General features: G+C 72.5%; 16 protein-coding genes and 1 pseudogene. 12 read left to right on the plus strand and 5 right to left on the minus strand.

Going from position 1 to position 15,962, the window contains the following annotated elements:
• The first annotated feature begins 42 nt into the window (after positions 1 to 42).
• The 3 genes from NEH16_RS31420 (at position 43) to NEH16_RS31430 (ending at position 2,089) form a co-directional block, all read left to right on the plus strand.
• Positions 43 to 861 carry an AraC family transcriptional regulator gene (locus tag NEH16_RS31420; protein WP_265546509.1) on the plus strand — a complete coding sequence of 273 codons (819 nt, stop codon included), beginning with the start codon at positions 43 to 45 and terminating at the stop codon, positions 859 to 861.
• Between the two features lie 62 nt (positions 862 to 923).
• Entirely contained in the window at positions 924 to 1,373 is a 450-nt protein-coding gene (locus NEH16_RS31425) for a cupin domain-containing protein (RefSeq protein WP_265546511.1), read from the plus strand.
• Positions 1,370 to 2,089 carry an SGNH/GDSL hydrolase family protein gene (locus tag NEH16_RS31430; protein ID WP_265546513.1) on the plus strand — a complete coding sequence of 240 codons (720 nt, stop codon included), beginning with the start codon at positions 1,370 to 1,372 and terminating at the stop codon, positions 2,087 to 2,089. The genes NEH16_RS31425 and NEH16_RS31430 overlap by 4 nt, the downstream gene beginning before the upstream one ends.
• A 20-nt stretch (positions 2,090 to 2,109) precedes the next feature.
• Here NEH16_RS31430 and NEH16_RS31435 read toward each other — a convergent pair whose 3' ends face one another.
• Complete coding sequence (locus NEH16_RS31435; RefSeq protein WP_265546515.1) at positions 2,110 to 3,531, minus strand: PLP-dependent aminotransferase family protein; 1,422 nt, start codon at positions 3,529 to 3,531, stop codon at positions 2,110 to 2,112.
• A 43-nt stretch (positions 3,532 to 3,574) separates the two neighbouring features.
• Positions 3,575 to 4,873, minus strand: a complete 1,299-nt coding sequence (locus NEH16_RS31440) for an MFS transporter (protein ID WP_079193080.1) — start codon at positions 4,871 to 4,873, stop codon at positions 3,575 to 3,577.
• 298 nt (positions 4,874 to 5,171) lie between these two features.
• Between NEH16_RS31440 and NEH16_RS31445 the strand changes: the two are divergent.
• From NEH16_RS31445 to NEH16_RS31460, 4 genes and pseudogenes are all read left to right on the plus strand, one after another.
• Positions 5,172 to 6,005, plus strand: a pseudogene (locus NEH16_RS31445) (condensation domain-containing protein); the annotation flags it as partial.
• Between the two features lie 409 nt (positions 6,006 to 6,414).
• Positions 6,415 to 6,678 (plus strand): acyl carrier protein, encoded by a 264-nt coding sequence (locus tag NEH16_RS31450; RefSeq protein WP_265546518.1) that lies wholly within the window; start codon positions 6,415 to 6,417, stop codon positions 6,676 to 6,678.
• Positions 6,679 to 6,681: 3 nt separating this feature from the next.
• A complete protein-coding gene (locus tag NEH16_RS31455; protein ID WP_265546520.1) occupies positions 6,682 to 8,151 on the plus strand; it encodes an AMP-binding protein in 1,470 nt (489 codons plus the stop codon).
• Positions 8,132 to 9,448: an ATP-grasp domain-containing protein gene (locus NEH16_RS31460; RefSeq protein ID WP_265546521.1), complete on the plus strand. Its 1,317-nt coding sequence runs from the start codon at positions 8,132 to 8,134 to the stop codon at positions 9,446 to 9,448. Before NEH16_RS31455 ends, NEH16_RS31460 begins: the two co-directional genes overlap by 20 nt.
• Before the next feature lie 47 nt (positions 9,449 to 9,495).
• Here NEH16_RS31460 and NEH16_RS31465 read toward each other — a convergent pair whose 3' ends face one another.
• Positions 9,496 to 9,924, minus strand: a complete 429-nt coding sequence (locus NEH16_RS31465; RefSeq protein ID WP_073969408.1) for an SgcJ/EcaC family oxidoreductase — start codon at positions 9,922 to 9,924, stop codon at positions 9,496 to 9,498.
• 188 nt (positions 9,925 to 10,112) lie between these two features.
• Positions 10,113 to 11,558, minus strand: coding sequence for a GMC family oxidoreductase (locus NEH16_RS31470; RefSeq protein ID WP_265546523.1), 1,446 nt, complete (start codon positions 11,556 to 11,558; stop codon positions 10,113 to 10,115).
• Between the two features lie 188 nt (positions 11,559 to 11,746).
• Between NEH16_RS31470 and NEH16_RS31475 the strand changes: the two genes are divergently transcribed.
• The 5 genes from NEH16_RS31475 to NEH16_RS31495 all read left to right on the plus strand — a co-directional run bounded on the left by NEH16_RS31475 (position 11,747) and on the right by NEH16_RS31495 (position 15,411).
• The gene (locus tag NEH16_RS31475; RefSeq protein WP_199879215.1) at positions 11,747 to 12,064 is read left to right on the plus strand and encodes a YciI family protein; all 318 of its coding nucleotides are present in this window, start codon (positions 11,747 to 11,749) and stop codon (positions 12,062 to 12,064) included.
• Positions 12,065 to 12,264: 200 nt separating this feature from the next.
• Positions 12,265 to 13,494: a glycosyltransferase gene (locus tag NEH16_RS31480; RefSeq protein ID WP_265546526.1), complete on the plus strand. Its 1,230-nt coding sequence runs from the start codon at positions 12,265 to 12,267 to the stop codon at positions 13,492 to 13,494.
• 160 nt (positions 13,495 to 13,654) lie between these two features.
• Complete coding sequence (locus NEH16_RS31485; RefSeq protein WP_265546527.1) at positions 13,655 to 14,773, plus strand: DHA2 family efflux MFS transporter permease subunit; 1,119 nt, start codon at positions 13,655 to 13,657, stop codon at positions 14,771 to 14,773.
• An 8-nt stretch (positions 14,774 to 14,781) separates the two neighbouring features.
• Positions 14,782 to 15,108 (plus strand): hypothetical protein, encoded by a 327-nt coding sequence (locus NEH16_RS31490; RefSeq protein WP_265546528.1) that lies wholly within the window; start codon positions 14,782 to 14,784, stop codon positions 15,106 to 15,108.
• Positions 15,109 to 15,189: 81 nt separating this feature from the next.
• On the plus strand, positions 15,190 to 15,411 hold the full coding sequence (locus NEH16_RS31495; RefSeq protein WP_265546530.1) for a DUF5988 family protein: 222 nt from the start codon (positions 15,190 to 15,192) through the stop codon (positions 15,409 to 15,411).
• Positions 15,412 to 15,488: 77 nt separating this feature from the next.
• Here the strand turns inward: NEH16_RS31495 and NEH16_RS31500 are convergent, their stop codons facing one another.
• Positions 15,489 to 15,911 (minus strand): MarR family transcriptional regulator, encoded by a 423-nt coding sequence (locus tag NEH16_RS31500; RefSeq protein ID WP_073969414.1) that lies wholly within the window; start codon positions 15,909 to 15,911, stop codon positions 15,489 to 15,491.
• Positions 15,912 to 15,962 lie beyond the last annotated feature (51 nt).

The raw sequence follows: 15,962 nt of genomic DNA on the forward strand, positions 1-15,962 counted from the left end.
CCGCGCGTCGTGTGCGGCCGGGCGGATCGTACGCTCAGGAGCATGGAGGACCACACGGCCACCGGGATCAGTGCGCGTCCGGCGCCCGCCCTGCGCGAGTACGTCGACTCGTATGTCGGCTTCGACCTCCGCAGGCTCCCCGCGGGGGTGCATCGCGGACCGCCGAGCCGTGCGCTCACCGCGGTGGTCAGCCTGTCCGATCCTCTGGAGGTGGCGGCGGGCGTGGATGACGGGTCGCCGGTCGGCCGGTTCGGTGGTGTGGCCGGTGGTCTGATGTGCCGGTCCGTCGCGATTCATCACGACGGGCGCCAGCAGGGTGTTCAGATTGCGCTGACGCCGCTCGGGGCCCGGGCCCTCTACGGTGTGCCCGCCGCCGCGCTGGCCCATCGGCTGGTCCCGCTCGACGAGCTTCTGGGAGTGGTCGCCGTCGAGTTGGTCGAACGGCTCCGGTCGGCGCGGACCTGGGCGGCGCGCTTCGCCGTGCTGGACGAAGTGCTGCTGCGGGTCGTCGGACCTGTGCGCGGGGTGCGGCCCGAGGTGGCGGAGGCGTGGCGGCGCCTCGTCGCCGCGCGGGGGTGCGTCCGGGTGGGTGCGGTCGCCGCGGACCTCGGGTGGAGCCGTCGGCATCTCACCGAGCGGTTCCGCGGTGAGGTGGGCCTCTCGCCGAAGACCGTCGCCCGGGTCCTGCGCTTCGAGCACGCGCACGGACTGGCGGCGGCGCGGGACCCGCTCCCCTGGGGCGAGGTGGCAGCCGCCTCCGGCTATGCCGATCAGGCCCATCTCGTACGGGACTGGCGGGAGTTCACGGGCCGGTCGCCGACGGCCTGGCGGCGTGGCGAAGTCCTCCTCGGAGCCGGGTAGCCGCCGGCTGCTCTTCCCATTTCTTCAAGACCGTCCGTTCGCCGCCGTGGACGATCGTCGGCATGAGACTCGTCGACCACGAACGCAATGCTCCTGCCATAGACCTGCGGACCACACCCGTGCACCTCGGGCTGGGATCGAGCGCGAAACCCGTCGAGGGATTCGCCTGGGATCCGGAGGTGCTTCACGCCTACGGCGCCGCGGTCGCGGCGGACGGCGCCGAGGGCCGGATCGTGATGATCTTCGAAAGCGACGGACGGGGTGAGCACTGGGAGAGCCATCCGGCCGGCGACGAGCTGGTCATCTGCCTCGGCGGGTCCGTCACGATCACGCGCGACGTGGACGGGGTGCGCGACCATGTGCGGCTCGGGCCCGGGGAGGCCACCGTCAATCCGGCCGGGGTCTGGCACACGGTCGACATGGAGGAGGCGGCGTCCGTCCTGGCGATCACCGCGACCCTCGGCACCGACCACCGCCCCCGGACCGGCGCCGACCCGGCGGACGCGTCGTGACGACGCGCGTCGCGTGCCTCGGCGACAGCCTCACCCGGGCGCAGTTCAGCGTCGACTACCTGGGGCCTCTGGAACGGTGCCACGCTCCGGGTGATGTGCGGCTCGCCCGCTTCGGCGTCAACGGGGACTTCGCGTACAACCTCTTGCAGCGCCTCGACGCTGTCGTGGCGGACCCGCCCGATGTGATCACCGTGTTGGTCGGGACCAACGACGCCCGTGCGAGCCTTGCCGGGTATGCCGTCGAGCAGGCCATGAAGCGTAAGAAACTCCCCGAGCGCCCGTCGGCCAGCTGGTTCCAGCAGTGCCTGGGGGACGTCGTGGCGCGGCTGCGGGCGGAGACCGACGCGGCGATCGGTCTGCTGTCGCTGCCGGTGCTCGGCCAGCGGCTCGACGGGGCGGCGGCCCATGCCTCGCTGGCGTACAGCCGGATGATCGCGGAGGTCGCGGCCACCGGCGGGGTGGCCTATCTGCCGCTCCACGAACGCCAGACCGAGGAGCTGCGTGAAGCGGACCCGCCGCCGGTCCCGTACCGGGAGGTGACGCCCGCGGCGGGCCTCGGTGTCCTTCTCCAGCACGCCGTGCTGCGCCGCAGCCTCGACACGATCTCGCGACGGCGGGGGCTCGTTCTCACGACCGACCACATCCATCAGAACAGCCGTGGCGCGGGCCTGATCGCCGAGGTCATCGATGCCGGTCTGTTGGCCCGGAGCGTGTAGTCGGCGCTCCGGGCCGCGTCTCACGCGGTCATCCGCGCCGTCTCCTCCAGGGCGCCGATTCCGGGTGTACGGGTCAGTGCGCCGCGTACCCGGACCGGGGTGGAGCCCGCACCGCCCTGTGCGCGGAGCTTCTCCTTCCGCTCGGCGACGAGTGCCGCCAGGCGGTCCAGGCCCGTGGCGATGCGGTCCGGGTCCAGGACGCTGAAGGAGAGGCGGAGTTGCTGGTGGCCGCCGCGGCCTCCGTAGAAGTGGTGCATGGGGGTCCAGAGGACTCCGAAGGCGCGGGCGGAGTGTTCGAGGGTCTCCTCGTCGGCGGTGAAGGGGACCGTGAGGACGGTGAACATTCCGCCGCGCGGGGTGGTCCAGGTGACGGTGGGGTCGTCGCCGAAGCGTTGTTCCAGGCCGTCGAGTACGGCGGTGAGGTTGCGCCGGTAGACGGCCCTTTCGCGTTCCGTGGCGCGGACCAGGCTGCATCCGTGTTCCAGGAGGTAGCCGCCGATGACGGCCTGGGAGACCGTGGAGGTGTTGAGGGTGAGCATGCTCTTGAGCTTGGCCAGTTCGTCGGCGAGGAGGGTGCCGTCGGACATCGGCTGGTCGGCGACGACGTAGCCGACCCGGCTGCCCGCGAAGGCCGTCTTGGCGAAGGAGCCGAAGTGGAGGACGCGCCGGCTCCGGTCGAGCGACTTGAGCGTGGGCCGCCGGTCCCCGTCCGCCCCGAAGAACGCGTACGGGTTGTCCTCCAGGAGGAGCAGGTCCTCGCGGTCGGCGATCTCCAGGAGTCGCCGGCGGCGCTCCTCGGGGAGGGTCGCGCCGCTCGGGTTCGCGAAGTCGGGGACGATGTAGCAGGCGCGGGGCCGCAGTCCCCGGGCGCGCAGCAGCCGGACCCGGGTGACGAGGTCGTCCGGGTCGATGCCGTCGGCGTCCTCGCGGACACCGTGGACGGGCAGGTCGACCAGCCGGGCCGCGCCGAGGAATCCGACGTACGCGGGGAGCGCCGCGAGCACGACGTCCTGCGGGCCCCGGCGCAGGGCGCGCAGGGCGAGGACCATCGCCTCCTGGCAGCCGGTGGTGACGAGGACCGCTTCCGGGTCCACGGTGATGTGCTCGTCCTGTTCCAGCTGGCGGGCGATGAGGTGGTGGATGAAGCCCTTGGTGCGGCCGTACTGGAAGAGGGTGCGGTTGATCTCGGCGGGGGTGCGGTGCTGGTCCTGCTCCAGGTGGCGTTGGAAGCGGCGGAGCCACCGGGGCAGCGACTCGGCGTCGTAGAAGGCCTCGTAGGGGCGTCCGGCGGCGAACGACAGGGCGTCGGGGAAGCGTCCGGCGATGTCGTTGAGCGTGGTCATGGACGTCAGGACGGGGTCGTCCACCGAGGGGTGCAGGTCCGTCCGGTCCAGCGGGGGCATCGCCGTCCCCGGTCGGCCCAGCGGTGGTTCGGTGTCCATGCTTCCCCTTCCTTCGGGCGCGGGCGCGGGCGCGGGCTCGGGCTCAGGCGTGGTGCGGGGCCGGGACTCCGGCGGTGTCGTCGTCCGGCTCGGCCGGCCGGGTGCGGGCGCCGAACCTGGCCAGGGCGGGGCCGGTGAGCCCAAGGAGCAGCATGATGACGCCGAGGCCGATCCAGCCGAGGCTGCCGAGGCCGAGTACGACTCCGAGCAGGAAGACCGGCGAGGCGGCGCGGACCGCCGAGGACGCGGTGCCGGAGAGGCCCTGGTACTGCCCCTGGGCGTGGGCCGGCGGGAGGCCGAACTCGAAGGCGAAGGAGCCCGCGGAGTACCAGATCTCGCCGAGGGTGAGCAGCACCATGCCGGCGACGAGGGCGAGCACGGCGGCCCACGCGGACACCCCGGCCATGAGGCTGATCGCCGCGCACCCGAGCAGCAGGGCGGTTCCGGAGCGGCGCAGGGCGGTCCCTCCGTCGGTGAGGGTCTGGACCCCGCTGCCGAGCCGGACCTGAAGGAGGACCACCAGGGCGGTGTTGATGAGGAAGGCGGCGGTGACACCCCAGGTGGGGGCGTCGGTGTGGGAGACGATCCAGACCGGGATCATGATTTCGAGGACGAGGACCTGGACAGTCATCGCGCCGCCGACGAGCGCGTAGAGGACGAACGCCGTGTCCCGCAGCGCGGCCCTCCGGGTGGCGACGGCGGGCGTCCTGCCGGTGCCGGTGGCGGGGGCGGGCCGGGGCAGGGGCCGGTAGTCGGGGACCCGGAAGAGGAGGAGCAGCGCGGCGGTCTGGGCGGCGCCGAACAGGACGATGAGGACCTGGTAGGCGGTCTCGGTGCCGATCTGGATGCCGACGCCGCTGATCAGGGAGCCGAGGGCCACGCCGATGTTGGAGACCGCCCGGGACTGCGAGCGGATGGTGACGGTGTTCTCGCCGCCGACCCGGCGCAGCAGGGCGCCGACGGACGGGAAGTAGGCGGCGAAGCTGATGTTCATGCACGCGTTGACGACCAGCAGGGTCCAGAAGCCCTGGACGGCCAGGTAGGCGAGGCCGGACGCGCCGAGGCCGGCGAGCGAGCCCATGACGACCCGGCGGGGGCCGATGCGGTCGGCGAGGGTGCCGGCGGGCATGGAGGCGAGGATGGCGATCAGGCTGGACACGGTGAAGGCGAGTCCGACCCGGGCCGTGGGGAGCCCGACGATCCGGGTGAAGTAGAGGACGCTGATCGGCATCATGATGCCGCCGCCGACCGTCCCCACGAACGACGAGGTGACGTAGACGCGTTGCGCGCCGGCTTCGGGTATGAGGCTCTTGGCGAAGGTCAACGGACTGAGTGCGGACATGGCCTGCCTTCTGTCGCCCGTGGGTCGGTCTTCCGTGACGGCTCTGGTGGACGGCCAACCTAGGACCGGTCCGGTGGCCGGGCATCTCCTTGCGTGCGCGGCCCGGAAGGGGCCGCGCGTACGGGCAAGCTCGGAGTTGTCCGGCTTCTCGCGGGGCGCCTAGCTTCACCGTTCCGATGAGGAGGCGTTGCCCATGCCAGACGTCGAGGAAGCCGCCCGCTATCCGCTCTCCGCCCAGCTGGCCATGTGCTGCGCCAACGAGCGCGACGGCTTCGACATGTCGAAGTTCATCGCCGTGATGGCGTTGCGGATACGGGGCCCCGTGGACTCCTCCGCGCTGCGCGGGGCGCTGGACGACCTGGTGGTCCGGCACGAGTCGCTGCGTACGGTCCTGGCCTGCGGCTGCGACGACGGCGGCGAGGCGTACCAGTCGGTGCTGCCGCCGGTCCCGGTGCCGTTCACCGAACAGGTGCTGGTGCCCGGGCCCGGTGAGTCGCGGGAGGACGCGGCCGAGGAGCTGCTCGTCAAGCTGCACGCGGAGTCCATGCCGCGTACGGAGACTCCGCTGCTCAGGGCGGTGCTGTACCGGTTCGACGACCGGGACGCGGTGCTGACGGTCCTGTCGTCGCACCTCGCGGTCGACGCCTGGTCCGCCGGCATCCTGCGCCGCGATCTGGCCGCCTGCTACCGGGCCCGGGTGCGCGGCGAGGCGCCGGAACTGCCGCCGGTCCGGAGTTACGGGGAGTACGCGGCGCAGCAGCAGGAGGGGCTGGCCGGGGAGAGGGCGCGGGCCGTCCGCGACTTCTGGAAGGCGGAGCTGGCGGGCGGTCGGATCTTCGCGCCGGCCGCCGAGGAGGTCGGGAGCGCCGACCGGGGCGGGGCCGTGTACGGGAACGCCGTGTTCGACCTCGACGAGCGGGAGATGGGCGCCGTCCGCGCGGTGGCCCGGAGTGTGCGCGGCACGCCGTGGCATGTGCTGGTCGCGGCGGGCGTGCTGCTCGCGGCCCGGGTCACCGGGGTGCCGGACGCGGCGCTGATGACCAACACGGCCGCCCGCGACGACCGGTCCTTCTACGACACAGTGGGGTTCTTCGCGGACGTGCTGCCGCTCCGGGTGGACCTGAGCGGCTGTGTCACCTACCGGGACGTGCTGCTGAGCGCCCGCCGGGCCTGTCTGGACGCGTCCCGGCACCCCTTGCCGCACCGGGTGCTGGAGCAGGACAACCCGGACTTCATGCAGCCGCGCGCGCAGCCGGAGAACATGATGTTCCTCTTCAACTACGCCCGGGCCGTCGTCGGGGACGACGACATCCAGTTCGCCGGGCGGGTCGAGCAGGTCACGATGCGGCACGAGATGCCGCTCGACCGGGGCGGGTTCTGCATCTGGGCGATGTGGGACACGCCGTCCGGCGGTCTGCGCGGCTGTTTCGAGTACGCCCCGAGCGGTTGCGGAGCGGTACGGCCGAGCGCTGGACCGCCGACTTCGCCGCCCTGGTCTCCCACCTCGCCACCCACCCCGATCAACCCTGGAGGGATGAAACGTGACCACGACTCAGGACGACCTCGCACAGCGCGTACGGGACGAAGTCCTCGACGCCGCACGGCAGGTGTTCGCCGGAGAGGTGGACGACGCGCTCGACCCGGTCGCCGCCGGTTTCGACTCGCTGGCCGCGACGGAGATGGCCGTGGCGCTGGAGGAGCGGCTGGGCGTCGAGTGCACGCTCGCCGATGTCTTCGACATGCCGTCCCTCGGCGAGCTGGCCGATCTGCTGGCCGAGCGGGTCGACCGGGCCGGCGGCCGGTAACCGGTGGCCACGGGCGCGGAGTGCCCGGTCGTCGCCCGGGTCCGGAGCGTCGCCGCCCGCCACCCGGGCCGCCCGGCCCTGGTGACGGACGCGGGCCGGCTCACCTACCGGGAGCTGTGGCGGCAGGTACTCGGCTGGCGGGACCGGTGCGCGGCGCTGGACCTGGCGCCGGGCGCCCTGGTCGCCGTGCTCGCCGGGCCGGGGGCGCGCTGGCCGGCGGCGTTCCTCGGGGCGCGGGCGGCGGGGCTGGTCCCGCTGCTCGTCGACGTACAGCAGCCGGTGGAGCGCACCGGCGCGCTGCTCGCGGCGGCGCGCCCCGCCGCCGTGCTGCGGTCCGAGGCCGGGGAGGCCGAGCGGACGGGTGAGCCGGCGCCCCGGGTGCTGCCGCCGGAAGCCGGTTACGTCGTGTTCACCTCGGGCAGTACGGGCGCGCCGAAGGGGATCGTCGGGCGGGCGGCGGGGCTGCTGGCGTTCATCGACTGGGAGATCGCGGCGGTGGGCGCGGGACCGGGCACCCGGGTGGCGGTGCTGACGTCGCCGTCGTTCGACGTGGTCTTCCGCGATCTGCTGCTGCCCCTGTGTGCGGGCGGCGAGGCGCACTTCGCCGGGCGTGCGGTGCGCGCCGCCCCGGCCGCCGTGCTGGGCTGGCTCGCGGAACGGCGCGTGGAGGTGGTGCACGCGGTCCCGAGCCTGGCGGCGCGCTGGCTCGCCGCGGACGGGTCGGACGGGCGCGTGGACTCCCTGCGCTGGACGCTGTTCGCGGGTGAGCCGTTGCACGGGCGGCTGGTGCGGCGGTGGCGTGCGGCGGCGCCGTCGACGGAGGTCGTCAATCTGTACGGGCCTTCGGAGACCACGCTCGCCAAGTTCCACCACCGGGTGCCCGGGGACTGCGGTCCGGGGCTGCTGCCCGTGGGCCGGCCCCTGGACGGGACGGTGCTCTCCCTCGTACACCCCGAGGCGACGGGGCCGGTGGGGGACGGTGTGCGGCAGATCGTCATCACCTCGCCCGACGGCTCGCTCGGCTATCTGCCGGGCACCTGCGGGGCCGAGGACGCGGAGCGCCTGCGGTACGCCCCCGAGTCCGGGACGACCTGTTTCCGTACGCGGGACCGGGGCGTGCTGGACGACGACGGGAATCTGGTGGTCGTCGGGCGGCTGGACTCGCTGGTCAAGCGGCGGGGCGTGTTCGTGGACCTGGCGCGCGTCGAGGCGGCGGCGGCCGGTCTGGCCGGGGTGACGGCGGCGTGCTGCGTCCAGCTCGCGGACGGCGATGTCGTCCTGGCCGTCCAGGGCTTCGGCCCGGCCGCCGCCGCGGCGCTGCGCCGTCCGCTGCGCACCGCACTGGGCGACGGCATGCCCGACCGTGTCACGGCCCTGCCCGTCCTGCCGCTGCTGCCGGGCGGCAAGGCGGACCGGCGGGCCGTCGCAGACCTGTTGGACCGGAAGGAGACCGATGAACGCCGGGCATCGTGACCGTACGAGCGACCGCACCATCGTCGTATGCAAGTACCAGCCGGAACTGCTCGCCGCGCTGCTCGACCACGAGGCGCGGACCGCCGACGTCTGCCTGGTGATCGAGCGGTCCGACGTCCTGTACGAGAGCCCCGACCCGGGGCTGCTCGGCCGGTGCCGCAAGGTGTACACCGTCTCCGGCTTCGACTCGCTGGCGGAGCTGTCGGCCGTGGCCGTGGATCTGCGGCAGACCTGTCCGCCGGTCGTCCAGGTGCACAACCAGGACGAGCGCAGCCAGTTCGGCTCGGGCTATCTGCGGCTGCTGCTCGACCCCTCGGTGCCGGGGGCGCGCCACCATGTCGCGCTGCGGGACAAGCGGCTGATGAAGGAGCTGGTCGGTGGGGCGGGCGTGCCGGTGGCCCGGTTCCGTTCGCTGGCGGATCCGCGGGACGCCGATGCGGTGGCCGCGGTGGCGCGTGAGCTGTCCGCGCCGCTGATCGTGAAGCCGGTGGCGGGGTACGGGGCGAGCGCCACGGAGAAGGTGGAGTGCGGGGAGGAGCTGGGCGCGGTAGCGGCCGGGCTGAAGTTCGAGGTGGGGCAGCGGGCCGGGCAGCTGATGGTCGAGGAGTTCGTGCCGGGCGAGGAGCTGGCCATCGACGCGATCTGGTCCGGCGGCGAACCGCTGACCTTCGTCGTACACCGCTATCTGTACCCGAGGATGCAGGTGCTGGGCGGCGCCCTGGACGGTTCGCTGATCCTCGCGCCCGCCGAGCATCCCGGGCTGTACGCCCGTATCAAGGACATGCACAAGCGGTTCAACCCCGCGCTCGGCATCCACGACGGGCCCAGCCACCTCGAAGTGTTCGTACGGGAGGACGGCGAGCTGGTGTTCTCCGAGGTCGCCACGCGGCCGGGCGGCGGGTGGATCCAGCTCATGATCGGCGCCTATCACGGGCGTTCCACGTCCGACCTGATCGCCGAAGCGGCGCACACGGGGTCGGTGACCCTGCCGGGCGCGCCGTGGCCGCACATCGGCGGGCTCCACATCCGGCCGGCCGCCCCGGGCGTCATCGTGTCGATGCCCGGCGACGACGAACTCGCGGCGTTCCCCGGCGCGGTGGCCTGGCACCGGAGGCGCGAGGTAGGCGACCGCGCGCGGATCTCGGGCCCGTCCGACTGGTACTTCCATCTGGTGCTCGGCGCGGACACCGAGGAAGGGCTCTACGAGACCTGCGAGCGTGCGGCCCGCACGTTCACCGTGGAGACCGCGGAGTCCGCTCCCCCGGTACGCGGCAGAGCCGTCGCGCGGCGCGCCTGAACAGCCGTCCGCGCCCGGACCGTCCGGTCCGGGCGCGGACGCTTGGGTCAGCCGTTGTTCAGGGGGCTGTTCTGGTATGCGGCGAGGCGCCAGCCGTCCGGCTGCTTCACGGCCAGCCAGGAGGCGTGCACGGCGCGCTCGGGGGCCGGTTCGGTCTCGCCCTCGACGCAGATGCCGCCGCGCGTGATGAGGACGGCGACCTCGGGCGACAGGAAGCGGACGTCGATCGGGGTGCCGACGACGCGGGTGCCCTTGTACGGGCCGGCGAAGGCGGCGCTGGTGAAGGCGCGGATGGACTCGCGGCCCTTCTGGAAGACGCCGGGAAGGATCATGGTGCCCTCGTCCGTGAACACGGCGGCGAAGGCGTCGGCGTCGTAGCGCGCCCACGCCTCGACGATGCGGCGCGGCAGTCCGGCGACCTCCGCCTTGTCCTCGTCGGCTACGGGGCCGCTGATCGGGGCGGTCTGCGTGGTCATATGTGCTCCCTGGAGGCTGGGCCGTGGTGGCCGGGCGGGGTCCTCCGGCCGTCGCGCGAGCGCTGCGGAGGGGCCGGCCGTGCTGTGCGTCAACGGTCACATTCCGGGGGCACGGGCCGCACCTTCCGGACCGACCGCGTTCGGGCCCGGCGCGGGCGGATCGGGCACGTTGCGAGAAGTGCGGGCCGTCACCAGGGCAGGCCGCGCAGCGCGGCGGACAGGCGCTCCGCGATCATGACCGTCGGGGTGTGGGTGTTGGCCGAGGGGGTGTCCGGCATGACCGACGCGTCGATGACCCGGAGGCCGGTGTGGCCGTGCACCCGTCCCTGGAGGTCGACCACGGATCCGGGGTCGGACGCCGGGCCCATCCGGCAGGTGCCGGTGGCGTGGAAGTAGTCGCCGACGTGGTCCGGCAGCCAGGCGTCCGCGAAGTCCTCGTCCAGCAGGGCGGTGAGGTCGCTGCCCCGGTCGTCCACCCGTACCGCCTCCACCACCTCGGCGAAGGCGGAGCTCCGCAGCGCGCGGACCAGGCAGCGCAGCGCCTCGTGCATGGCGCGCCGGTCGGCGGGGTCCTCCAGCATGCGCAGGTCGATCCGGGGCGGGCCGGACGGGTCGTCGGGGTCGAGCCGGACGGTGCCGTCGGAGCGCGAGGTCATCAGGGCGGCCATGAGGACGCCGTGCACCTCGCCGCTCCCGCTGGAGTCGCCGTGCATCGGCAGGAGGTGGATGTCGCCGTCCCCCGCCCCGGAGGACGTACGCAGGACGGTACCGATGCACGGGAGGTCGGCGCGCGCCTCACGGTATGCGGGGCGCAGGACCAGGCCGACCGATACGGCCGGGTGGTCGCGCAGGTGGTGGCCGATGCCGGGGCGGTCGACGCCGGAGCGCAGCAGTACGGCGGGGCTGCCGATGACGCCGGCGCTGAGGACGACCTCGTCCGCGTGCAGCTCCTCGCCGGTCGCCGTCCGTACGCCGACGCACCGGGTGCCGTCGAACAGCAGCCGTTCGACGGGGGTGTCGGGGCGGACGGTGAGGTTGGGCCGGTCCCTCGCGGGCCGCAGCCAGTCTTCGGCGCTGGAGTGCCTGCCGTGGGGGGTGGCGTTGCGCAGGAGTACGCCGGCCCCGTCGGACGGGTCGTCGAAGGTGTCCAGGTCGCGCTTGAGGCCCAGCTCGGCGGCGGAGGCCAGCAACGCGCTGTCCAGGGGCGTCAGTTCGGCGTCCGTGGAGGCGGTCAGCCGGGGCTTCAGGGCCTCGAACCATGGCCGCACGTCCGCCCAGGACCAGCCGGTGCAGCCGAGCTCGTCCGCCCAGCGGTCGTAGTCCCGGGGCAGGCCCGGTAGGGCGAGCATCGAATTGACGGACGACGATCCGCCGATCCCGTATCCGCGCAGGTACCAGCCGAGCCGGCCGCCTGCGAGGTGGGTCGCCCGCTGGTCGGGCCAGAACGCCCGGTGGTGGGCGAAGATGCCGATGCCGTTGCGGGAGGCGATGGCGCGGGCCAGTCCGGGGGCGCGCCGGTCGGGGCCTCCTTCGAGGAGCAGCACCGAGCGGTCCGGGTCCTCGGAGAGCCGGCTCGCCACCACGCAGCCGGCCGAGCCCGCTCCCACCACGATGACGTCGGGTCTTGGGGACACGCCGTCACCTCCTTCTCGCCTTCGCCACGGAACAGGGCCGCCCATCCTGTCGGCGGCGTGTGCGCGGCAGCCACTTTCAGGGTGCTGTCCTGTCCGGGAACGGCCGCCGTTGTCAGTGCCCGCACTTAGGATCGGCCCGGCCCCACCGTGGGGCCCCGGAACGAATCGAGGTCCGCAGCGTGAAGTTCATGATGTTCGTGTGTACCGACTCCGAGCCCGACGAGGACCGCACCGACGACTGCGACACCTGGGCGGCCGAGAACGACGCCGCCGGACGGCGGGTCACCGGCAGCGCGCTGGCGCCGGTCGAGGAGGCCGTCACCGTCCGGGTGCGGGCGGGTGAGCTGCTGCGCACGCCGGGCCCGTTCGCGGAGTCCAAGAACGTGATCGTGGGGTTCGACATCCTGGAGTGCGCCGACCTGGACGAGGCGGTCGAGGTGGCGCGGCAGCACCCGATGGCCCGCATCGGCCGGCTCGAACTGCGCCACTTCGTGGATCTGGACTGAGCGAGCAGTGCCACTGAGCAAGCAGTTCGACTGAGCGAGCAGTCCGACTGATCAAGCAGTTCGACTGAGCAAGCAGGGAGTTGGGGCGCCCGGCGCCGTCTCGGTAGCGTCGGGCGTGGTTGCCGACGCCCGTACCGGTCGGTGCCAGGACCCCCGGCCGGTCCGCCGGCAGCCAGCGACCCAGCCCCTGCGGAGGCCCCGTGTACGAGAACGACGCCGCCCCGAAAGCCTCCGTGGTCATTCCCACGTACAACAGGGCCGGTCTCCTCAGGGACACCCTGCGTCAGCTGACCCGGCAGACCGTGCCCGCCGGGGACTTCGAGGTGATCGTCTCGGACGACGGCTCCAGCGACGAAACGGCTGACGTGGTACGGGAGTTCACCGACCGGCTCCGCATCCGGTACTGCTTCCAGGAGGACCGGGGGGCGCGCATCGCGCTCGCCCGCAACCAGGGGGCGCGGCTGGCGGCCGGCCGGATCCTGGTCTTCCTGGACACGGGTGCCATGGTCGGGCCGGACTTCCTGCGCTCGCACCTCGCCGTGCACGACGGGCCGGGGCCCCGGGCGGTCATCGGTTACGCGTTCGGCTACAACCCCTCGGACCCCATGCACCAGCTCGCCGGTCCGCTGGATCTGAGCGAGCCGGAGGCGGTATGGGAGCGCTTCCGCGACGACCCGGCCTTCCGCGACATCCGGCACGAGCAGTTCACGGGGTGCGACTTCGACCTGTCGCGGCGCCGGACGCCGTGGAGCATGCTCTTCACCATCAACTTCTCGGTGGACCGGGCGGCCTTCTGGGCCATCGACGGGTTCGACGAGCACATCAGCGGCTGGGGCGGGGAGGACCTGGAGCTCGGCTACCGGCTGTACCGGGACGGGGTGGCCTTCCACTCGACGTACGACGGCTGGGTGATCGAGTCCTCGCACGAGCGGAACATGGACGTCTCGTTCAACGAGTTCATCTCCAACATGGCCCAGATCCTCGCGAAGCACCCGCAGCCCGCGATGGAGCTGGGCTGGGCGCTGGTCGGCTGGACCCGGCCCTTCTGGGACTGGGAGAAGGAGTACCGCGCCTTCGAGGCGTGGACCGCCGAGGTAGACGGGGTGTCCGTGGCCGGTGAGCTGGCCGCGTCGCTCGGGGAGGTGCGGGCCGGGGGCCGGATCGCGGTGTTCGGGTCGGGCGGTGACATCCCGTCGGATCTTCCGCCGTCGGTCCTCGTGGAGTTCGACCGGGGTCTGCTCGACGCCGCCCTGGCCGACGGTGTGCACGAGGGCCATCACTGCATCGGGCTGCGCACGCCGCTGGCCGACGGCGCGGTGGACACGGTGGTGATCACCTCGCGCCTGTCCGGGCTCTGGAAGCGCTGGGGCGACGACCTGACGGCGGAGGCCGGACGCGTCGGCCGCCGGGTGATCAACCTGGCGGGCTAGGAGGCCGGGCTTCGGCATACCGGTTGGGTGGCTGCGCGGCGAGGTGTGCGCGTGGGCCGGCCGGGCATCGCACTCCCCCGTCCAAAAACACATCTTTTTGATACATCAAAGAAGATGCATTACGCTGAGGCCCAGCAGACGGCGCGAGAGGAGCGGACACATGCGGAAGTGGGCCGGGAACCCCTGGGCGGTACTGGCGACCATGTCGCTGGGTTTCTTCATGACCTTGCTGGACCTGACGATCGTGAACATCGCGATCCCCGACATGATCGACGGGCTGGGAGCCACCCTCGACCAGACCCTGTGGGTGATCAGCGGCTACGCCCTCGTACTGGCGGTTCTGCTGATCACCGCGGGGCGGCTCGGCGACGTCTGGGGCCCCCGCAACCTCTTCATCGCGGGCGTCGTGGTGTTCACCGCCGCCAGCATCGCGTGCGGCCTGGCCACCGGCCCCGTGATGCTGATCGTCGCCCGCGGGGTGCAGGGTCTCGGCGCCGCGCTGCTCACACCGCAGACCATGACGCTGATCATGTCGGTCTTCCCCGCGCAGCGGCGCGGCACCGCGATGGGCATCTGGGGCATGGTGGCGGGCCTGGCCACGCTGTCCGGCCCGACCGTGGGCGGGGTGCTGGTCTCCACCCTGGGCTGGCGCTGGATCTTCCTGGTGAACGTGCCGATCGGGATCGCGGCGCTGGCGCTGGCCTTCCTGGTGGTGCCCGACCTGCGGACGGGCCGGACCCGGACCTTCGACATCCCCGGCGTTCTGCTGGCCACCGGTGCGCTGTTCTGCCTGACCTTCGCGCTCCAGGAGGGTGAGCACTACCACTGGGGCCCGAAGATCTGGGGGCTGCTCGCCGCGGGCGCCGTGCTGACCGCCGGTTTCCTCGTCCACCAGCGCGGCCGGCAGGACCGGGAACCGCTCGTGCCGTTCGCCCTGTTCAAGGACCGCAACTTCTCCGTGCTGACGGTGCTGGTCGCCCTGGTCTCGATGGCGATGATCGGGCTGGTCCTCCCCTTCAACCTCTACCTGCAGTCGGTCCTCGGCCTGAGCGCGATCAAGGCGGGCCTCGTACTCGCCCCGTCGTCGCTGGTGTCGATGACGGTGGGGCCCTTCGCGGGCCGGCTCTCGGACCGGATCGGCGGCAAGTACCTGCTGATGGCGGGGCTCACCCTCTACGCCGTGGGGATGGCGGCCATCGCGCTGATCGCCGGCCCGGCCTCCCCTGGTACGCCTTCGTCCCGGCCACCCTCATCACCGGTCTCGGCATCGGCTGCGTGATCGCGCCCATGTCCGCGGAAGCGATGCGCAACGTCGAACCGCGGCTCGCAGGAGCGGCCTCCGGCGTCAACAACACGATCCGCCAGACCGGTTCGGTCATCGGCGCGGCCGCGGTGGGCGCGCTGCTCCAGAGCCGCCTCGCCGCGGAACTGGCCGGCGGAAAGGCGTACGCGGACGCCTTCATCGCCACCCTGCACGTAACGGCGGTGCTGCCGATCGCCGTGGTACTGGCCGGGGCGCTGGCCTGCTTGCTGATCCGCGGCCGGACCGAGGAGACCGCGGAGGCGCCCGCCGGGGCGGGCCCCGGAAAGGCGGCTGCGGCGACAGGCGTTTAGAACGGCTTTAGCCGGACGGCTGATCCTGTCCGCACAGTGCCGTTCACTGCCTCCGGATCCATGACCCAAGGAGACGACGCCATGACAACACAGCCCCCTAACGTGATCCTCAGCGGTGGACCCGCGACGCTCGAACTCAAGCTCGAGGACCGGATCCGTTACGTCGAGGACACGACCTCCAAGGTGAAGCTGCTCAAGGGCAACCGGTACGAGCACTTCGAGCCCACGAACGGCATGACCACGGAGCAGGAGCTGGAACTCCTGGTCTACGCATGGAGCGGATACACCTACGTCGCCGAGTAGAAACCCACCGCCGAGAACACCGAAGCCGCCCGGGCACCGAGCACCCGGGCGGCTTCCGCTTTCCGTTTTTCCGCAGGTCAGGCCGGATCGGGCGCCAGCCGGGCCAGCACCTCCGGCGACAGCCGCCGGGCCAGGGCCTCCAGCAGGGCGATCACCTCGGTCACCTCCACCGGGTCCTCGGTCCCCAGCGCCGTGGCCAGGGCCTCGTCCACCCGCGTCGCGGCGACCTCCGCACGGCGGTCGGTCACCTCGGGGTTCTGGCGGACCAGGGTCCGGCGGCGGTCGCGGGCGTCGGTCCGGGTGACCACCGAGCCGGTCTCCCGCAACCGCGCCACGCAGGCGGACACAGCACTCTGCGGCAGACCGGAACGGGTGGCGATCTCACCGACCGTCGTGTCCGGGTGCGCGTAGATGTCGAGCATCACGATCAGGACCGACCGTGTGCTCATCTGCCGCTTGCCAAGGCTTTCGGTGGGAATGGCTTCCTCACCGATCTTCATGAGGGTGCGCCCCAGCAGGAAAAGCTGTACTCCATTCACACGGACGACCTT

Origin of the sequence: Streptomyces drozdowiczii (genome assembly GCF_026167665.1) — a bacterium.
Taxonomy (GTDB): domain Bacteria; phylum Actinomycetota; class Actinomycetes; order Streptomycetales; family Streptomycetaceae; genus Streptomyces; species Streptomyces drozdowiczii_A.

What these genes read in the sequence shown, in the direction of transcription:
- NEH16_RS31420 (WP_265546509.1), top strand. Translation starts at nt 43, where the DNA reads ATGGAGGACCACACGGCCACCGGGATCAGTGCGCGTCCGGCGCCCGCC.
- NEH16_RS31425 (WP_265546511.1), top strand. Translation starts at nt 924, where the DNA reads ATGAGACTCGTCGACCACGAACGCAATGCTCCTGCCATAGACCTGCGG.
- NEH16_RS31435 (WP_265546515.1), bottom strand. Translation starts at nt 3,531, where the DNA reads ATGGACACCGAACCACCGCTGGGCCGACCGGGGACGGCGATGCCCCCG.
- NEH16_RS31440 (WP_079193080.1), bottom strand. Translation starts at nt 4,873, where the DNA reads ATGTCCGCACTCAGTCCGTTGACCTTCGCCAAGAGCCTCATACCCGAA.
- NEH16_RS31460 (WP_265546521.1), top strand. Translation starts at nt 8,132, where the DNA reads ATGAACGCCGGGCATCGTGACCGTACGAGCGACCGCACCATCGTCGTA.
- NEH16_RS31465 (WP_073969408.1), bottom strand. Translation starts at nt 9,924, where the DNA reads ATGACCACGCAGACCGCCCCGATCAGCGGCCCCGTAGCCGACGAGGAC.
- NEH16_RS31475 (WP_199879215.1), top strand. Translation starts at nt 11,747, where the DNA reads ATGATGTTCGTGTGTACCGACTCCGAGCCCGACGAGGACCGCACCGAC.
- NEH16_RS31485 (WP_265546527.1), top strand. Translation starts at nt 13,655, where the DNA reads ATGCGGAAGTGGGCCGGGAACCCCTGGGCGGTACTGGCGACCATGTCG.
- NEH16_RS31490 (WP_265546528.1), top strand. Translation starts at nt 14,782, where the DNA reads ATGTCCGCGGAAGCGATGCGCAACGTCGAACCGCGGCTCGCAGGAGCG.
- NEH16_RS31495 (WP_265546530.1), top strand. Translation starts at nt 15,190, where the DNA reads ATGACAACACAGCCCCCTAACGTGATCCTCAGCGGTGGACCCGCGACG.
- NEH16_RS31500 (WP_073969414.1), bottom strand. Translation starts at nt 15,911, where the DNA reads ATGAAGATCGGTGAGGAAGCCATTCCCACCGAAAGCCTTGGCAAGCGG.